Source organism: Rhizobium sp. WYJ-E13, from assembly GCF_018987265.1.
Taxonomy (GTDB): Bacteria; Pseudomonadota; Alphaproteobacteria; order Rhizobiales; family Rhizobiaceae; genus Rhizobium.
Map to the genome: position 1 here is coordinate 1,729,133 of NZ_CP076854.1, position 15,455 is coordinate 1,744,587.

At 60.4% G+C, this 15,455-nt stretch carries 16 protein-coding genes; 13 read left to right on the forward strand and 3 right to left on the reverse strand.

Annotated elements, in window-relative coordinates; all coding sequences use genetic code 11:
* Positions 1-3 precede the first annotated feature (3 nt).
* The 10 genes from KQ933_RS29390 to KQ933_RS29435 are packed head-to-tail and all read left to right on the forward strand — an operon-like array spanning position 4 to position 8,340.
* A complete protein-coding gene (locus tag KQ933_RS29390) occupies positions 4-1,101 on the forward strand; it encodes an ABC transporter ATP-binding protein (protein WP_216759501.1) in 1,098 nt (365 codons plus the stop codon).
* Positions 1,094-2,101, forward strand: coding sequence for an ABC transporter ATP-binding protein (locus KQ933_RS29395; RefSeq protein WP_216759502.1), 1,008 nt, complete (start codon positions 1,094-1,096; stop codon positions 2,099-2,101). The genes KQ933_RS29390 and KQ933_RS29395 overlap by 8 nt, the downstream gene beginning before the upstream one ends.
* Before the next feature lie 48 nt (positions 2,102-2,149).
* Positions 2,150-3,790 carry a dihydroxyacetone kinase subunit DhaK gene (locus KQ933_RS29400; RefSeq protein WP_216759503.1) on the forward strand — a complete coding sequence of 547 codons (1,641 nt, stop codon included), beginning with the start codon at positions 2,150-2,152 and terminating at the stop codon, positions 3,788-3,790.
* Positions 3,791-3,838: 48 nt separating this feature from the next.
* Positions 3,839-4,429, forward strand: coding sequence for a dihydroxyacetone kinase subunit DhaL (gene dhaL, locus KQ933_RS29405; RefSeq protein WP_216760868.1), 591 nt, complete (start codon positions 3,839-3,841; stop codon positions 4,427-4,429).
* Entirely contained in the window at positions 4,426-4,824 is a 399-nt protein-coding gene (dhaM, locus tag KQ933_RS29410) for a dihydroxyacetone kinase phosphoryl donor subunit DhaM (RefSeq protein ID WP_216759504.1), read from the forward strand. Before dhaL ends, dhaM begins: the two co-directional genes overlap by 4 nt.
* A complete protein-coding gene (locus tag KQ933_RS29415) occupies positions 4,824-5,168 on the forward strand; it encodes an HPr family phosphocarrier protein (protein ID WP_216759505.1) in 345 nt (114 codons plus the stop codon). The genes dhaM and KQ933_RS29415 overlap by 1 nt, the downstream gene beginning before the upstream one ends.
* Positions 5,152-6,732, forward strand: a complete 1,581-nt coding sequence (locus tag KQ933_RS29420; RefSeq protein ID WP_216759506.1) for a putative PEP-binding protein — start codon at positions 5,152-5,154, stop codon at positions 6,730-6,732. Before KQ933_RS29415 ends, KQ933_RS29420 begins: the two co-directional genes overlap by 17 nt.
* Before the next feature lies 1 nt (position 6,733).
* Entirely contained in the window at positions 6,734-7,144 is a 411-nt protein-coding gene (locus KQ933_RS29425) for a hypothetical protein (protein ID WP_183726935.1), read from the forward strand.
* Between the two features lie 59 nt (positions 7,145-7,203).
* Positions 7,204-8,196, forward strand: coding sequence for a dihydroxyacetone kinase subunit DhaK (locus tag KQ933_RS29430; protein ID WP_216759507.1), 993 nt, complete (start codon positions 7,204-7,206; stop codon positions 8,194-8,196).
* 3 nt (positions 8,197-8,199) lie between these two features.
* Complete coding sequence (locus tag KQ933_RS29435) at positions 8,200-8,340, forward strand: hypothetical protein (RefSeq protein ID WP_216759508.1); 141 nt, start codon at positions 8,200-8,202, stop codon at positions 8,338-8,340.
* 26 nt (positions 8,341-8,366) lie between these two features.
* On the opposite strand, the gene KQ933_RS29440 is transcribed toward KQ933_RS29435, so the two are convergent.
* The 3 genes from KQ933_RS29440 to KQ933_RS29450 form a co-directional block, all read right to left on the reverse strand.
* Positions 8,367-9,083, reverse strand: a complete 717-nt coding sequence (locus tag KQ933_RS29440) for an alpha/beta hydrolase (RefSeq protein WP_367882529.1) — start codon at positions 9,081-9,083, stop codon at positions 8,367-8,369.
* A gap of 118 nt (positions 9,084-9,201) precedes the next feature.
* A complete protein-coding gene (locus KQ933_RS29445; protein ID WP_216759510.1) occupies positions 9,202-10,689 on the reverse strand; it encodes an NAD-dependent succinate-semialdehyde dehydrogenase in 1,488 nt (495 codons plus the stop codon).
* Between the two features lie 16 nt (positions 10,690-10,705).
* Positions 10,706-11,932 carry an iron-containing alcohol dehydrogenase gene (locus KQ933_RS29450; RefSeq protein ID WP_216759511.1) on the reverse strand — a complete coding sequence of 409 codons (1,227 nt, stop codon included), beginning with the start codon at positions 11,930-11,932 and terminating at the stop codon, positions 10,706-10,708.
* A 211-nt stretch (positions 11,933-12,143) separates the two neighbouring features.
* On the opposite strand from KQ933_RS29450, the gene KQ933_RS29455 reads away from it, so the two are divergent.
* The 3 genes from KQ933_RS29455 to KQ933_RS29465 are packed head-to-tail and all read left to right on the forward strand — an operon-like array spanning position 12,144 to position 15,404.
* Positions 12,144-12,824, forward strand: coding sequence for a GntR family transcriptional regulator (locus KQ933_RS29455; RefSeq protein WP_216759512.1), 681 nt, complete (start codon positions 12,144-12,146; stop codon positions 12,822-12,824).
* Positions 12,825-12,852: 28 nt separating this feature from the next.
* Positions 12,853-14,415: a sugar ABC transporter ATP-binding protein gene (locus KQ933_RS29460; RefSeq protein ID WP_216760869.1), complete on the forward strand. Its 1,563-nt coding sequence runs from the start codon at positions 12,853-12,855 to the stop codon at positions 14,413-14,415.
* The gene (locus KQ933_RS29465; RefSeq protein WP_216759513.1) at positions 14,412-15,404 is read left to right on the forward strand and encodes an ABC transporter permease; all 993 of its coding nucleotides are present in this window, start codon (positions 14,412-14,414) and stop codon (positions 15,402-15,404) included. Before KQ933_RS29460 ends, KQ933_RS29465 begins: the two co-directional genes overlap by 4 nt.
* Positions 15,405-15,455: the final 51 nt, after the last annotated feature.

Below are 15,455 nucleotides of genomic sequence, written 5' to 3' on the forward strand. Positions count from 1 at the left end.
ACCATGGCGGACATCAGGATAGAAAATCTCCGCAAGCAGTTCGGCAGCTTCGTGGCGGTGCAGGATTCGAGCTTCGTCATCCATGACGGCGAATTCCTGGCACTGCTCGGCCCCTCTGGCTGCGGCAAGACGACGACGCTTCGCATGATCGCCGGCCTGGAATTGCCGACCAGCGGCAAGATCTACCTTGATGGGGAGGACGTCACCTTCAATCGCGCCAGCGCCCGCGACATTGCCTTCGTCTTCCAGCTTTTTGCGCTCTATCCCCATATGAATGTGCGCAGGAACATCGGCTTCCCACTCCTGTCGCAAGGCATGCCGAAGGCTGAGATCCGTCGGCGCGTCGAGGAGACTGCGCGGCTGCTCCAGATCGATCATATCTTGAACCGGTCCGTCTCCGGACTTGCTGGCGGCGACCGCCAGCGCGTGGCTCTCGGCCGCGCGATCGTGCGCCGCCCGAAGTGTTTCCTGATGGATGAACCGCTTGGTACACTGGACGCCGAATTCCGCGAGGTGATGGTCCATGAGCTGCGCGAACTGCATAATCGCATCCACGCGACGACCGTTTACGTGACGCATGATCAGCATGAGGCGATGGCGATGGCCGACAAGATCGCGGTCATGAACCATGGCGTCATCGAACAATTCGGCACGCCGCAGGAAATCTACAGCAAGCCGGCCACCATGTATGTTGCGGATTTCATCGGCTCGCCGCCAATGAATTTCATGCGCTTCACGTCAGGTCTCCAGTCGGGAGCGCAGTCGATATCGCTCAACGGCATCGACGTCAGCGTTCCCGAGGTGCACCAGGATATGGCCGAGTCGGAGCTTGCGCTCGGCGTCAGGCCCGAACATATCCGCCTCAGCGACGCGTCACCGTTGCGCGGAGCCGTCTATGGCAGCGAATATCTTGGAACCAATCAGGTCGTGGCAATCGAGACATCGAGCGGCGTGATCAAGGCACGCGTTCCGGCAAACCGCGACTTCCGTATTGGCGAGACTGTTGGTCTTGAGTTCAATCCGGCTAAGCTCGCGCTGTTCGACTGCAAATCGGGCCGCGCCGTTGCTTCGGCGCTCTACTCGGAGGCCGAACATGGCTGACGTCGTTCTCAAGGATCTTAGCAAGCGTTTTGGTGATACACAGGCTCTGGCTGATCTGGATCTCTCGATCCGAGACGGTGAATTCGTCGTCCTGCTTGGGCCAACGGGCGCCGGCAAGACGACCACGCTGCGCCTTATTGCCGGCCTTGAGCGTCCCGACGGTGGACGCATCGAAATCGGTGGCCGCAATGTCGCAGGCGAAGCTCCCGCTGAACGGGATGTCGCCTTCGTTTTTCAACAATACTCGCTGTATCCGCATATGACGGTTTACGACAACCTTGCCTTTCCGCTGCGCGCCCCGGCGCGCCGGCTTGCGAGCCAAGAAATCGACCGCCGCGTCCGGGACATTGCGCGCATGGTCAGGATCGATCACAAGCTGGAGAACCGTTCGACACGTCTGTCGGGCGGCGAAATGCAGCGCGTTGCGATCGGCAGGGCGCTGGTGCGCAGGCCTGCCATTTATCTGATGGACGAACCGCTCTCGTCGCTGGACGCGAAACTGCGCGCAGAACTGCGCCTGGAACTGAAGCGCATCCAGACGGAACTCGGCTCGACCCTGCTCTATGTAACTCACGACCAGGTCGAGGCGATGACCATGGCGGACCGGATCGGCATTGTCTCGGAAGGACGGCTGCTGCAAGTCGGAACGCCGCGCGAAATCTATGGCAATCCGGCCAGCTTGCATGTCGCCGCACGCCTTGGCCAGCCACACATCAACCTGTTGCCGGCCGATCTTCTTCCTGGTGCCAATCCGCCGCCGGGAACGAAGACGATCGGCGCGCGAACCGAGCACCTTGATATCGTCGTCGATCAGAACGCCAGTGCGAAGATCGACTGGATCGAACATCTGGGGGACCAGAACCACCTTCACATCAAGGTGCGCGACCACAAGCTGGTCACGCTGGCCGATCCATATCTCGCAATCCGGCCGGGTGATCGAATAAGCTTGACGCTGCGCGATCCGCTCTATTTCGACGCCAGTGGCCAGCGCCTTGGATAAGCAACTGAAAGAAACGAAATCATTGGCATAAAAGACGGATCTGTCTCCATGAAACACTTCTTCAACCGCCGGGAAACCATTGTCACCGAAGCCCTGGACGGCCTGCTCCAGACGAGCAGCGCCGGTCGTCTCGCCCGTCTCGACGCGTTTCCGGAGATCAAGGTGATCCTGCGGGCCGATTGGGACAAGTCGAAGGTCGCAATTATCTCAGGCGGCGGGGCGGGGCATGAGCCCTCACATGCGGGCTTCGTCGGCAAGGGCATGCTCACGGCTGCCGTATCCGGCGAAATCTTTGCCTCGCCGAGCGTCGATGCGGTGCTGACGGCGATCCGCGCCGTAACCGGCCCCAAGGGCGTCCTGCTGATCGTCAAGAACTATACGGGCGATCGCCTTAATTTTGGTCTCGCCGCCGAAAAGGCACGTGCCGAAGGTTTCGACGTCGAGATGGTCATCGTTGCCGACGATATCGCGATCCCCGGCATCATCCAGCCCCGCGGCGTTGCCGGTACGCTGTTCGTGCACAAGATCGCCGGCTATCATGCCGAGGCCGGCGCCGCGCTCAAGACGGTGGCGGGCCTGGCGAGTGCCGCAGCGGGCAGCATCGTCTCACTCGGCATGTCGCTTTCGACCTGCAGCGTGCCGGGCCAAACGCATGAGGATCGACTGGGCACCAATGAAGGCGAACTCGGTCTCGGCATTCACGGCGAGCCCGGGGTTGAGCGTATTTCCCTGCAGCCGATTGCCGATTTGGTCGCGACGATGACCGAGCGACTGGCGGCGAAACTCGAGGATGCGGCAGATCATGCGCTGCTGATCAACAATCTCGGTGCCGTGCCCCCGCTTGAAATGGGGGTCATCGCCAACGCTGTCCTGTCGTCGCAGATCGCCAACCGTGTTCGGCTTATCATCGGGCCGGCACCGATGATGACCGCTCTCAACATGAACGGTTTTTCCCTGTCGCTCATTCGACTGGACGCCGACCGTGAAGCCGCCCTTAGGGCCACCGTCGAACCCCATGCCTGGCCGCCCGCGGCCGAACGGCACGAGATCGTTATCCTTCCTGCGCCTCAACGGGCGTCGCGACAGAGCGATGCAGTACCCGCCAGCGACAATAGGAACAATCGTCGCCTCGTGACTGCGCTTTGCGAGCATCTGATTTCGCTCGAGACCGAGCTTAACCGCCTGGATGGCCGGGTTGGTGATGGCGATACCGGCTCCACCGTTGCGACCGGAGCCCGCAGCATTCTTGCCCGCATCGACACACTTCCACTGAAAGATCCGGCCGCGACAATGGCCTCCATCGGCGAAATCCTGAGCACGAGCATGGGCGGCTCCAGCGGTGTCCTTCTCTCGATCTTCTTCACGGCCGCATCCAAGTCCATGGCAGAAAAGGACGATTTCGCCGCTGCCCTGCTTGCCGGCCTTGATCGGATGACGTTCTATGGAGGTGCTGTTGTGGGTGACCGCACAATGGTCGACGCACTGGCTCCCGCGCTTGCCGCCCTTTCATCAGGGGGTGTCGCAGCCGCGGCAAGAGCGGCGGCGGCAGGTGCTCAGTCGACAAGAGCGATGCGACAGGCAAGGGCCGGTCGTGCCTCCTACGTTGGCGAAAAGGATCTCGAAGGCGTGCCCGATCCCGGTGCTGTCGCCGTGGCAGGTGTTTTCGAAGTGGCGGCAGCGCTCGTATGAGCTCTGAACGCGGGAGGGTTTTGGGTGCAGGCAGAACCGGTTCTTCTCATGGGATTGATCGAAGCTTGCCGTGCGACGATCGCAGCAAACAGCGAGCACCTGTGCGCGCTTGATCGCGCCATTGGTGATGGCGATCATGGAACGAACATGCGACGTGGCTGCGAAGCGGTAAGCGCCGAGGACGCCTCTGTTTCAGCCCTTCCCTTGCCCGACGCGCTTGAGAAAATTGGCCTGACGCTCGTCATGAACATCGGCGGAGCGGCAGGCCCGCTTTACGGGACGCTGCTCATGGAGATGGGCCGCAAGCTCCGTGTCCCGGATGAGGAGAGGGATTTTCCATCGGCGTTGAAACAGGCGATCAACGCCGTCGCGCGTCGTGGCCGCTCACACGCCGGGGACAAGACGCTTCTTGATGTTCTCTATCCCGTTCAGGACGCGCTCGCACATCGATTGCCTTTGACGGACATCGCACGCCAGGCCGAACTTTCTGCCGAGCTGACTGCTGCGATGAGGGCCATGCGCGGGCGGGCCTCATATCTCGGAGACCGGTCGATCGGCCATGTCGATCCGGGTGCCTCAAGTTGTGCGCTGCTGACAACGGCGATCTGCCGCTACCTCGAGGAGTATCGACCGGTATGAATGGGAACAGGCCTAACGTTGGGATTGTGATTGTTTCCCACTCGCCTCTGGTTGCACGTGGTACCGCCGATATGGTGCGGCAGATGGTCGGCGACAGTGTGCCGCTTGCCTGGTCGGGCGGCAACAGTCACGGCGAACTTGGAACAGATGCCCGCGGTATTCTCAACGCCATCGAGGAGGCCTGGTCTGACGCAGGCGTTGCCGTCTTCGTCGATCTTGGCGGAGCTGAAACCAACAGTGAAATGGCGGTTGAGATGCTTGGCCTGCCGCGGTCGAAACAGGTATCGATCTGCAATGCGCCCGTCGTGGAGGGCGCTGTTATCGCGGCCGCCGAGGCCTCCGGCGGCGCATCGCTGACCAAGGTCGTTGCGACGGCAGAGGAGCTGTCACCCTGATGAGCGGCGGATTGCGCGTGGGAAACCTTGAGGGCGAGCAGATACATACAAGCTGCCAGACGGAGGTCGAGGTCAAGCATGGTGTGGGGTTGCATGCCCGGCCCTCGGTTACATTCACGCGGCTTGCAAAGTCGTTTCCCTGCTCGATCGAAGTCGCGATCAACGGCAGCGATGTCTGGCTGAATGGCAAGAGCATCATCAAGATCATGGGTGCCAGGATCCGCAAGGGATCGTTGCTCAAGATCCGCGCCGAGGGGATCCTCGCCGAGGAAGCGATCCGCGCATTGAAGGGCCTCGTCGAACGTAATTTCGATGAGGAGAAGAAGCATGGCCGCACCGCCTAGACTGAAAGCCACGAGTGCGTCGCCAGGCGTTGCGACCGGACCGGCCTATGTCGCGACGCCGATGGCCGCTGCCGCGTCGCCGCCATCGCACCTTTCCGGCCTTACCGAACTCGGCAATGCCATCGAGAAGGCCATCCGCGACCTACGCGCCCTTGCGGCCGGGACAGACCCTGAGAGTGGCGAAATCATCGAGTTTCAGATCGAAGTGCTCCAGGATCCGACGTTGATGGAGATGGCCGGCGCGCGGATCGATGCGGGCGAAAATATAGTCTTTGCCTGGGTCGGGACGCTCGATACCTATATTCGCGAACTGGAATGCGCAGAGGAAGACCAATTGCAGGCGCGTGCGGTCGACATTCTCGACGTCAAGAATCGTGTCCTGTCGATCCTTACCGGAACGCCGATCGACGACTTTCCGGCCGGCTCCATCTATGTCGGGAAAGACATGGAGCCCAGTCGGTTCCTCGCACATGACTGGTCGGCTGGTGGGGGTATCGCTCTTTATGCGGGCAGCGCAGTCGGCCATGTGGCACTGCTTGCCAGGTCCCGCTCGGTCCCGATGGTCATTGGCGCCGGTCGCTTCACCACGGAGAAGGGACAACACATTGGCGTTGATGGCGATTCTGGTATCATCATGCTTCAGATAGCCAAGCAGAGCGCGACGACGGCTCCGCACGACCATCGCCTGACAAGCATGGCATCGGCAGCCGACAACGGCATTTTGCACACGGCAGATGGTTGCCAGGTCCTGCTGGCCATCAATGTCAATGCCCCCGAAGAAATCGATGCGATCGACGTTGCGACAACCGCCGGCATCGGATTGATGCGTTCGGAATTCGCCGTGACGTCGCTTGGGGATGCTGCAAATGAAGAAAAGCAGTTTGCCATCTACCGCCGTCTGCTGGATTGGACAGATGGCCGGTCAACGACAATTCGCATGCTGGATATAGGCGGCGACAAGCCGCTCGCCGGATTGATTGACGTACCCTCGCTACGCGGTATCCGTCTTCTGCTTGCCCGGCCGGAGATCGCGCGTGTTCAAGCCCGCGCGCTTTTGCGTGCGGCAGTCTTCGGCAGTCTTCAGATCATGCTGCCGATGGTGATGTTTCCATCCGACGTCGATGATATCAGGCAGATCTATCGCGAAGAATCCGACGCGCTCTCCCGACGGGGCGTGCCGCATCGCATGCCTCCCATCGGGATGATGGTGGAAGTCCCAGCCGCCGCGCTCATGCTGGACGAGTTCGAAAGCGCAGACTTCTTTTCGTTTGGAACGAATGACCTTGCGCAATATCTCGTCGCATCGCCACGCGAGGATGCCGACTTCGCGCTTTACCAGGCCAAGGCAGTGCCGGCCGTCCTGCGCCTGCTGACCCAGGCCATCAGACTCGCCGGAAAAAAACCGGTCAGCATCTGCGGCGACATGGCCGGGGATCCATCCCTGACTGCGGCTCTGCTTGCCGCAGGCATACGGCATTTTTCCATGGCACCCGCTCAACTTCCCGCGATAAGATCGGCGATCGTCGGCCTGAAGGCAGATGGCACAAAGGCAGCCGGAGAATAGGATGGCGCGCGAAGACACCGAGGACGCGATTATCGCCTACAAGTCCATTCTGGCGCAAATCATAGACAACAGGCCCTCTGGAACTCGCCAGCGGCTCGCGACGGAACTTGGCAAACATCGCAGTTTCGTCACGCAGATAACAAGCCCGACCTACGCGACACCTCTTCCTGCGCGCCATCTCGCCACGATCTTCCGGGTGTGCCATTTCAGCGCCGCTGAACAGGAGCGCTTTCTGGATGCTTATCAAGCTGCACATCCAGGCAAGCTGCCGGAACTTGGCGCCTCGGAAAAACTGCGGCATCTTTCGCTGATGGTGCCCGATTTCGGCGACGAGAGACGCAACCGGCTACTGGAGGAAGCGATTGGCGATCTGGTGCAGAAGATTGCCGCAATTTCCGGGCTGTCGGATTAAGCAAGCCCTTGTGGCAGACGCAAAAGGATTGGCATGATCATCGCCTTGGGAGGGGCTTGATGAAGAAATTCATGAACACAGCGGAGACTATGGTCGCCGAAAGCATCGAAGGCTTTGTGCGCGCCCACCAGGAGTTCGTTGTGTTCGGCGCCGACCGCAAATGTATCCGCCGCCGTGAACTGGTTCCTGGCAAGGTCGCCATCATTTCGGGTGGTGGGGCAGGCCATGAGCCGATGCATATCGGCTTCATCGGTCGCGGCATGCTCGATGCCGCCTGCGTAGGGCATATCTTCACGTCGCCCACGCCCAGCCAGATCGTTAGCGCGATAGAGGAGGCAGACACCGGCGCCGGTTGCCTGCTTGTCGTCAAGAACTACGATGGCGACGTCATGAACTTCGAAATGGCCTCAGAGATGGCGTCTGACCGGCATAGAATTGAAATGGTCCTTGCCTGCGACGACATCGAAACGACGAGGAGCGGCGACAGTCGTGGGCGACGCGGGGTTGCCGGTACGCTGATCACAGAAAGGCTACTTGGAGCAGCCGCCGAGCAGGGTCGTTCCCTTTCGGAACTGAAAGCCTTTGGCGACAGCCTCTCCTCACGCATCCGGTCGATGGGCGTTGCCCTGACCGGTGTCGCGGTGCCGGACACCCAGCGCACGACCTTCGCGCTCGGACCGAATGAGGTAGAAATGGGCGTCGGCATTCACGGGGAGGCCGGGCATTCGAGAGAACATTTCTCCAATGCCGACACGATCGTCAGGTATCTCAGCGAGACAATTCTCAACGATACCACCCGCAGCACAGACAAAGCATTTCTCTTCGTGAACGGACTTGGCGGCACACCGCCTGCGGAACTCTATCTTGCCTACAACTCAGCCCTTCGCATCATGTCGGAATACGGCCTCCGCATCGAGCGTTCGCTTGTTGGCACCTATGCCACTTCGCTCGACATGCAGGGCCTTTCCATCACGCTCGCATTCCTCACGGACGAGGAGCTTTCTCTATGGGATTCGCCCATTGCTACCGCTGCATTGCGCTGGAGATGCTAATGCATGTCGCGCAAAACTGTGCAGCGGTTTCGCGATAACGACATGCGAAAACAAAAGCTTAAAGCGTGGCAAGCGAATCCTGGGGATCGCGACGCGCTTCAGGATCCCGCGATCAGCTGGTTTTCCGGTGCGGAAATCTCGTGATCCCGATCAGGATCGGCTTTTGGACGTCAACGGGTATATGCGATCGTTTCGCTGAGGATACGACCGATAGCCGTTTCGGGAAGGCCAAGATCGCGAACGCTGCTCATATGATTGGAGCCTTCAAGCCTTTCGCTGGTGACTGACAATCCTTGCTGTCGCAAGCGCAATGAGAAGGCGTCCGCCTGCTCATGAAATGGCGGCGTTTCTTCGGTACCCACCGCGATAGTGACGCGACAGCCCTGGTCAAAGGAGTGCAGCATCGGGGAAAAGTCAGCAACCTCCCTGTCGGTAATGGCGATCTCGGAGTGCAGAAACGATGATTGCAGGGGCTTCAGGTCGTAAAGGCCTCCAAGCAGGAGAGCCGCCGACACGCCCGAGAAAGCCTCGCGTCGATGAAACAGGAAGCTCGCAAGGTGCGCACCGGCGGAATGACCGCTGACCGTAGAGCGCGAGGCGTCGCCGCCGTGGCTCGCGATGTGTTCGAGCACCCATTGCTTGGCCCGCTGAACCTGATCGACGAGCACGTCCATCCTGACATGCGGCATCAGAGCGTAATCGACGATGACGGCGATCGCGCCCGTGCCGGTAATCGTGTCGGCAACATAGGAGTAGTCACGCTTGGAAAACATCCGCCAGTAGCCGCCGTGGATGAACATGTGCACCGGCCGCCCGTCGCATGTACCGTCAGGATAGAAGATGTCTAGGGTTTCGCTTGCATCGTCCCCATAAGAGATTTCTCTCATGCGGAGCCTCGCCCGCGTCGAAGCACTCCTTGCCCTGATCTCCGCCACGATGGCGTCGAATTCGCGCACATGTCCCCGTATACGAAACGGATCGGTCTCCAAAAATGTCTCCTCCGCGTCAGAAGCTCGTTGCGATATATTTGGCTTCCATGAATTCGGCGATGCCGTGATGCTGCCCGCCCTCACGGCCGAGACCACTTTGCTTGACGCCACCGAAGGGCGCCGCCGGATCGGAAACCAGCCCCCGGTTGAGCGCGATCATGCCTGCCTCCAAAGCGGAGGAAACGCGCAACCCGCGTGCTATGTCGCGCGTGAAGACATAGGCGGCAAGACCGTATTCGGTGTCGTTGGCACGCCCTATCACCTCGTCTTCGGTCTCGAACCTGTAAAGAGGTGCAACCGGTCCGAAGATTTCCTCATGCGCCATCTCGACACCATCGGGCATGTCGACGAGAACTGTCGGCGGGTAAAAGTAACCCGGCCCGGCAGGGGTCTTACCGCCGCAGGTGACGCGCGCACCCTTAGCCTTGGCATCATCCACCAGGCGATCAATCTTCTCCACCGCCTTCGTCGTGATCATCGGCCCGCATTCGGCGAGGGCATCGACACCGGGACCAACGTTGAGAGCTGCCATTCTTTTGGTCAGCCCTTCTGCGAAAGACTCGTAGATTCCCGACTGGATGTAGAGACGGTTTGCGGCGGTACAGGCTTCGCCGGCATTGCGCATCTTCGCAACCATTGCGCCGTCGAGTGCCGTCTCCAGATCGGCGTCGTCAAACACGATGAACGGAGCGTTGCCGCCGAGCTCCATCGAACATGAGACGACATGCTTGGCCGCTTCGGCGAGAAGCAGGCGGCCAACGCCTGTGGAGCCCGTAAACGAAAGTTTTCTGACGCGCGGGTCCGCGAGAATGGTGGCGCTGAATGGGGCGGGAGTGCTTGTCGTCAAAACGTTGACGACGCCTGGCGGCACGCCGGCCTCTTCATAGATCGAGGCCAGTGCGTAGGCCGTCAGCGGCGTCTCGCTTGCCGGCTTCAAGATCACGGTGCAGCCAGCGGCAAGCGCCGGGGCGATCTTGCGGGTGGCCATTGCAGCCGGGAAATTCCAAGGCGTGATCAGCAGGCAGATGCCGATCGGCTGGTAGTCGACGATGATCCGGTTGGCTCCCGACGGAGCGATGCCGAATTCTCCCGTTATGCGCACGGCCTCTTCCGCATTCCAGCGAAAGAACTCGGCGGCATAGGCGACCTCGCCGCGGGCGTCGCGCAGCGCCTTGCCATTCTCCAGGGAGATCAAGGTGGCAAGCATTTCGGAACGCTCGATCATCAGTTCGAAACAGCGTCGCAAAATCTCCGAGCGCTTGCGCGGCGGTGTTGACCGCCAGCCAGGCGCAGCCCGGGATGCAGCCTCGACGCTCGCCTGCGCATCCTCGATGGTCGCGTCCGCTACAACAGCAAGAAGCGTCCCGGTCGAGGGGTCGGTCACATCGATCTTGCGCCCGCTTTTGGATTGGCGCCAGCTCCCATCGATATAGAGGCCGCGGGCTGCGGCCTCAATGTCTAGCAGGTGGTGGGTGACCTGTGGCATTTGCTGGGCAATAGTCATTTCATTCCTCGAATGTTTAAAGGGCGGAGGCGGCAAGATCGCCGTCATAGGCTGCACGAACGAGACGCTTCATGGCGTCGATGTCGAAGGGCCTCGGGTTATTCTTGATCAATCTGTCGATGCTGAGCGCCTGTTCGGCAATCCAGTCGAGTTTGTCGGCGGTAAGCCCGAGATCGGCGAGTGTCGGCGTGATGCCGATGGCCTGAAAGAGCCTGCGGATCTCCTCAATCGCCGCCCCCGCCATCTCCTGCTTCGTCCTGCCTGTTGAATCGAGGCCGAGCGCCTGGCCGATCTCGGCCAGCTCGGCCGTCGAGGCGGCTCGGTTATAGTTCATGACGTAGGGCATCATCGTCGCGACGCCGAGCCCGTGGGCGGTATGAGTCAATGCACCTGCCGGATACTGGATAGCATGCGCTGCTGCCGTGCCGGCCGTGCCGAATGCGCAACCGGCAGCCAGCGCACCCATCATGACGTCAGCGCGCGCATCCTCGTTCGTTCCCTCCTTGCACGCCGTCTCCAGGCTGCGTCCCAGGAGCTTTATGGCGAGAAGAGCGAAATTGTCGGTAAGCGCACTCTTACCGATGAAAACATGGTTCTGAGGCAGCAACGGGTCAGTGCCGCGTCGGGCGGCCGTGAATGCCTCGATCGCATGGGTCAATGCGTCCGCGCCAGCGACAGCGGTCAGACCCGGCGGGCAGGACATCGTCAGCTCCGGATCGCAGAGGGCCGCTGCGGCGATGAGATATGGACTCGATATGCCGACCTTCAGCGTCCGATCCGGGTCGGAAATGACGGCAACCGGCGTCACCTCCGAACCGGTACCCGCTGTGGTCGGGACAGCGATGATCGGGATTGTCGGACCAGGAACCTTGAACTCACCATAGTAGTCCGCAAGGCTTCCGCCATGGCTCAAAAGCAGGGCGGCGCATTTTGCCATGTCGAGGCAACTCCCCCCGCCTATCCCTATCACCATGTCGGGCGCGAAGCTCTGCGCCTCCTCAACGCATAGCGCAACGGTGTCACGCGGGACATCCGGCAGGACCCGGTCATGGACCAGTGTCTCGATCGATGCCACGTTCAACGCGGCGACGAGCTCGGCGAAAATGGACGTCCCAGCAAAGCGCTCATCCGTACAGATCAGCGCCCTTTGACCAAGCCGTTTGGCGACCGATGGCAGCGCGAAACGTTGGCCCTTGCCGAACAGGATTTCTTTCGGGAGCCGGATAGCTGCAAAGAGGGTCATTGTGCTGACCTTCTCACCAGTTGTGGGATGAAGAAAGACCTTGAGGAAGCGTCGCAAAATTGGCGCTCGATTTCTTTTGCGCTCATCCAAATGACCCTCATGAAACCTCCGATATAAAATCCTATAGGATATGGGATTGCATATCACCGAGCATCATGTTAGCGATTGTTCCTGTCAAGAGGCAAAAGAAATACAGGGCCGGAATACGATGATGCTCAATGCCACGCCTGCTCCGAGTGGTTTCATACAGCGCAGCAGCAGTCTCGCAGACAGCGTCTACGAGGTGATTTTTGCGCAGCTGATGTCTCTGAAGATCGCTCCGGGTGCGCGCATCACCGTCGATAATCTGGTCAAGGAATTCAACGTTTCCCAGACCCCGATCCGCGAGGCGCTCGGCCGCCTCGAAGGAGAAGGGCTTGTCGTCAAGACGCATCTCATCGGTTACAGCGCAGCCCCACAGATCACCCATCGGCGCTTCGATGAGCTCTATCATTTGCGGTTGCTTCTCGAGCCCGACGGTGCTGCGAGGGCGGCAAAGGCCATGGACGATGAAAAGCTCGCTATTCTCCGGGAGGCGGCCGGCGTCATGGGCCGCCGGGAAGGAGCCGATGAACGGCTGCGCTATTCCACCTTCGCGCGGCAGGACGCCGTTTTCCATGACAGGATCATGGAATTTGCCGGCAACGAACTCATTCGCCAAACCCTCAGCCACCAGCACACGCATTTTCACATCTTTCGACTGATGTTCCATTCCCGCGTTACCGAAGAGGCGCTGGATGAGCATGAGGCGCTTCTCTCCGCCTTTGCCGCAGGTGACCCATCGGCTGCGGAGAAGGCAATGAGAACGCATCTCGAACATTCACGGGACCGGCTCGTGCCGGCTTTCGATTGAGAGGCGGGCAATGTCGAGCGTCATGACCATGGAGAGGAAGGGGAGGAGCGTGGTGTCCGAGACCGACGGCCTTGTCTCTCATCCGGTCCTTCGTGCAGAGGGCATGTCGAAGCGGTACGGACCGGTCACCGTACTCCAGGAAGTCACGCTCGATATCTTGCCCGGCGAGATCCATGCCATCATCGGCGAGAACGGCGCCGGCAAGTCGACATTCATGCGGCTCCTTTCCGGTTATGCCGAACCCACTGCAGGAACGCTGTCGATGGGCGGCCGCAGGGTCGGCTTCTCAACGCCTGAGCAGGCGCAGGAAGCGGGTATTGTCCTGGTGCACCAGGAGATCCTGCTTGCGGACGCCCTGACCGTCGCCGAAAATCTTTTCCTCGGCCGTGAACTGATGCGTCATGGCCTGGTCGATGATCGGATGATGCGGCGCCTGGCCGTCGAAAAACTTCACGACCTTGGATGTCACGTATCGCCAAACGCTTTGGTGCGTGACATCTCGCTTGCGGATCGCCAGCTCGTGCAGATCGCGCGCGCACTCCTCGACGACTACAGGCTTGTCATTTTCGATGAGCCGACCGCAGTCTTAACGGGTGACGAGGTCGAGCGACTGCTTGCCATCATTCTGCAGCTGAAGGAGCAAGGAGCAGCCGTGCTCTACATCAGCCATCGCCTCGATGAAGTCCAGCGGCTTGCCGACAAGGTGACGGTGCTCAGAGACGGCAAGATGGTCGGCACATATCCCGGTCATAGCCTGACGCAGATGGACATGGCGCGGCTGATGGTCGGGCGCGATCTCGCCGCGCTTTATCCCGAAAAGACCGTAAAGCCAGCCCTGCAGGCGATGCTTGAAGTCCAGGATCTCAGCGTTCCCGGCTTCGCAAGCGACATCACGTTTACCGCCCACAAAGGCGAGGTCCTCGGATTTGCCGGCATGATCGGTGCCGGTCGCACCGAAGTGTTCGAGGGCATCATGGGCTTGCGCCCTGCTGCCGGAACCGTAAAATTGCAAGGCAGGGCGATTGACATCAGGCGCCCCCGAGCAGCGATGGATGCCGGCATCGGTTACCTGACCGAGGATCGCAAAGGCAAGGGCCTGCTGCTGCAGGAGCGGCTTGCGCCGAACCTGACGCTGTCCGCCCTCGGCAGATTTCACCCCGGCCTTATGATGCGCCGCCGCCGTGAGCAGAGCGCGCTCGTCGAAGCCGTCAACACCTACGACATCCGCCTGAAAAGTTACGCCGTCAAGGCAGGCCAGCTTTCCGGCGGCAACCAGCAGAAGCTTCTGCTCGCCAAGGTGCTTCTCACCGATCCTTCGGTCGTGGTCATCGACGAGCCGACGCGCGGGATCGACATCGCGAACAAGGCCCAGATCTACGCCTTCATCGAGCGCCTCGTCGCAGAAGGCAGGACCTGCATCGTCATCTCGTCCGAAATGCAGGAGCTGATCGGGATCTGCGACCGGATTCTTGTGATGCGGGAGGGACGCATCACGGGGGAGGTGACGGGCGAGAAAATGACGGAACATGAGATTGCGCTTCTTGCCACCAGCAAAACGACGGTTGCGGCGAAGCAGGGAGGAAGACAATGAGTGTGATTACGGGTTCGACGCCGGTTCGGCCGGAGCGGGAATGGAATATCGGCTGGTCGGATGTCGGTCCGTTCCTTGCGCTTGTGGCGTTGCTGCTGATCGGGTTTTCGATCAACCAGGATTTCCTCTCGGCGACCAATCTCAGCAATGTGATCACGCGAAGCGCCTTCATCGCAATCATCGCCGTCGGTGCGACCTTCGTCATTTCGTCCGGCGGACTGGATCTTTCAGTCGGTTCGATGGCCGCATTCATCACCGGCATAACCATCATGTTCATGAACAGGATGGCTGCCGACTGGGGTGTCCTGGCAATTCCCGCCGGCATGGCCATCGCGCTTGTCGTCGGGCTCCTCTGCGGGCTGATGAACGGGCTCATCGTTACCGTCGGAAAGATCGAGCCCTTCATCGCGACCCTCGGTACCATGGGGATCTTCCGCGCCCTCATCACCTATATGTCGGATGGCGGGACGATCCCGATCGATCGCAGCCTCCGCGACGCCTATCGGCCTGTCTATTTCGGGACCTTTGGCGGTATTCCCTTTCCGATCCTCATTTCGATTGCCGTTGCCGCCATCGCATCCTTCATCCTCTACAAGATGAAATATGGCCGCAAATGCGCTGCCGTTGGCGCGAATGAGGATGTCGCCCGCTACTCAGGCATTTCCATCATCAAGACGCGCACGATCGCCTACGCGATCCAGGGCGTATGCGTTGCGATCGCCGCGATCTGCTATGTGCCGCGCCTCGGAGCAGCGACGCCGACCACCGGCGTGCTGTGGGAATTGCAGGTCATCACTGCGGTCGTCATCGGCGGAACTGCTCTTAGAGGTGGCAAGGGTCATGTCTGGGGCACGGTAGCAGGAGCCGTCATCCTCGAACTCATAGCCAACCTCATGGTGCTCTCGGATTTCGTCTCCGAATATCTCGTCGCCGGCGTTCAGGGCGTCATCATCATCATCGCCATGCTCATTCAGAGGTTCTCGAAGTAACCGCGTCCGGACCGCGCGGATTGATGTTTGTGGTCCGATTCTGGGAGGAAT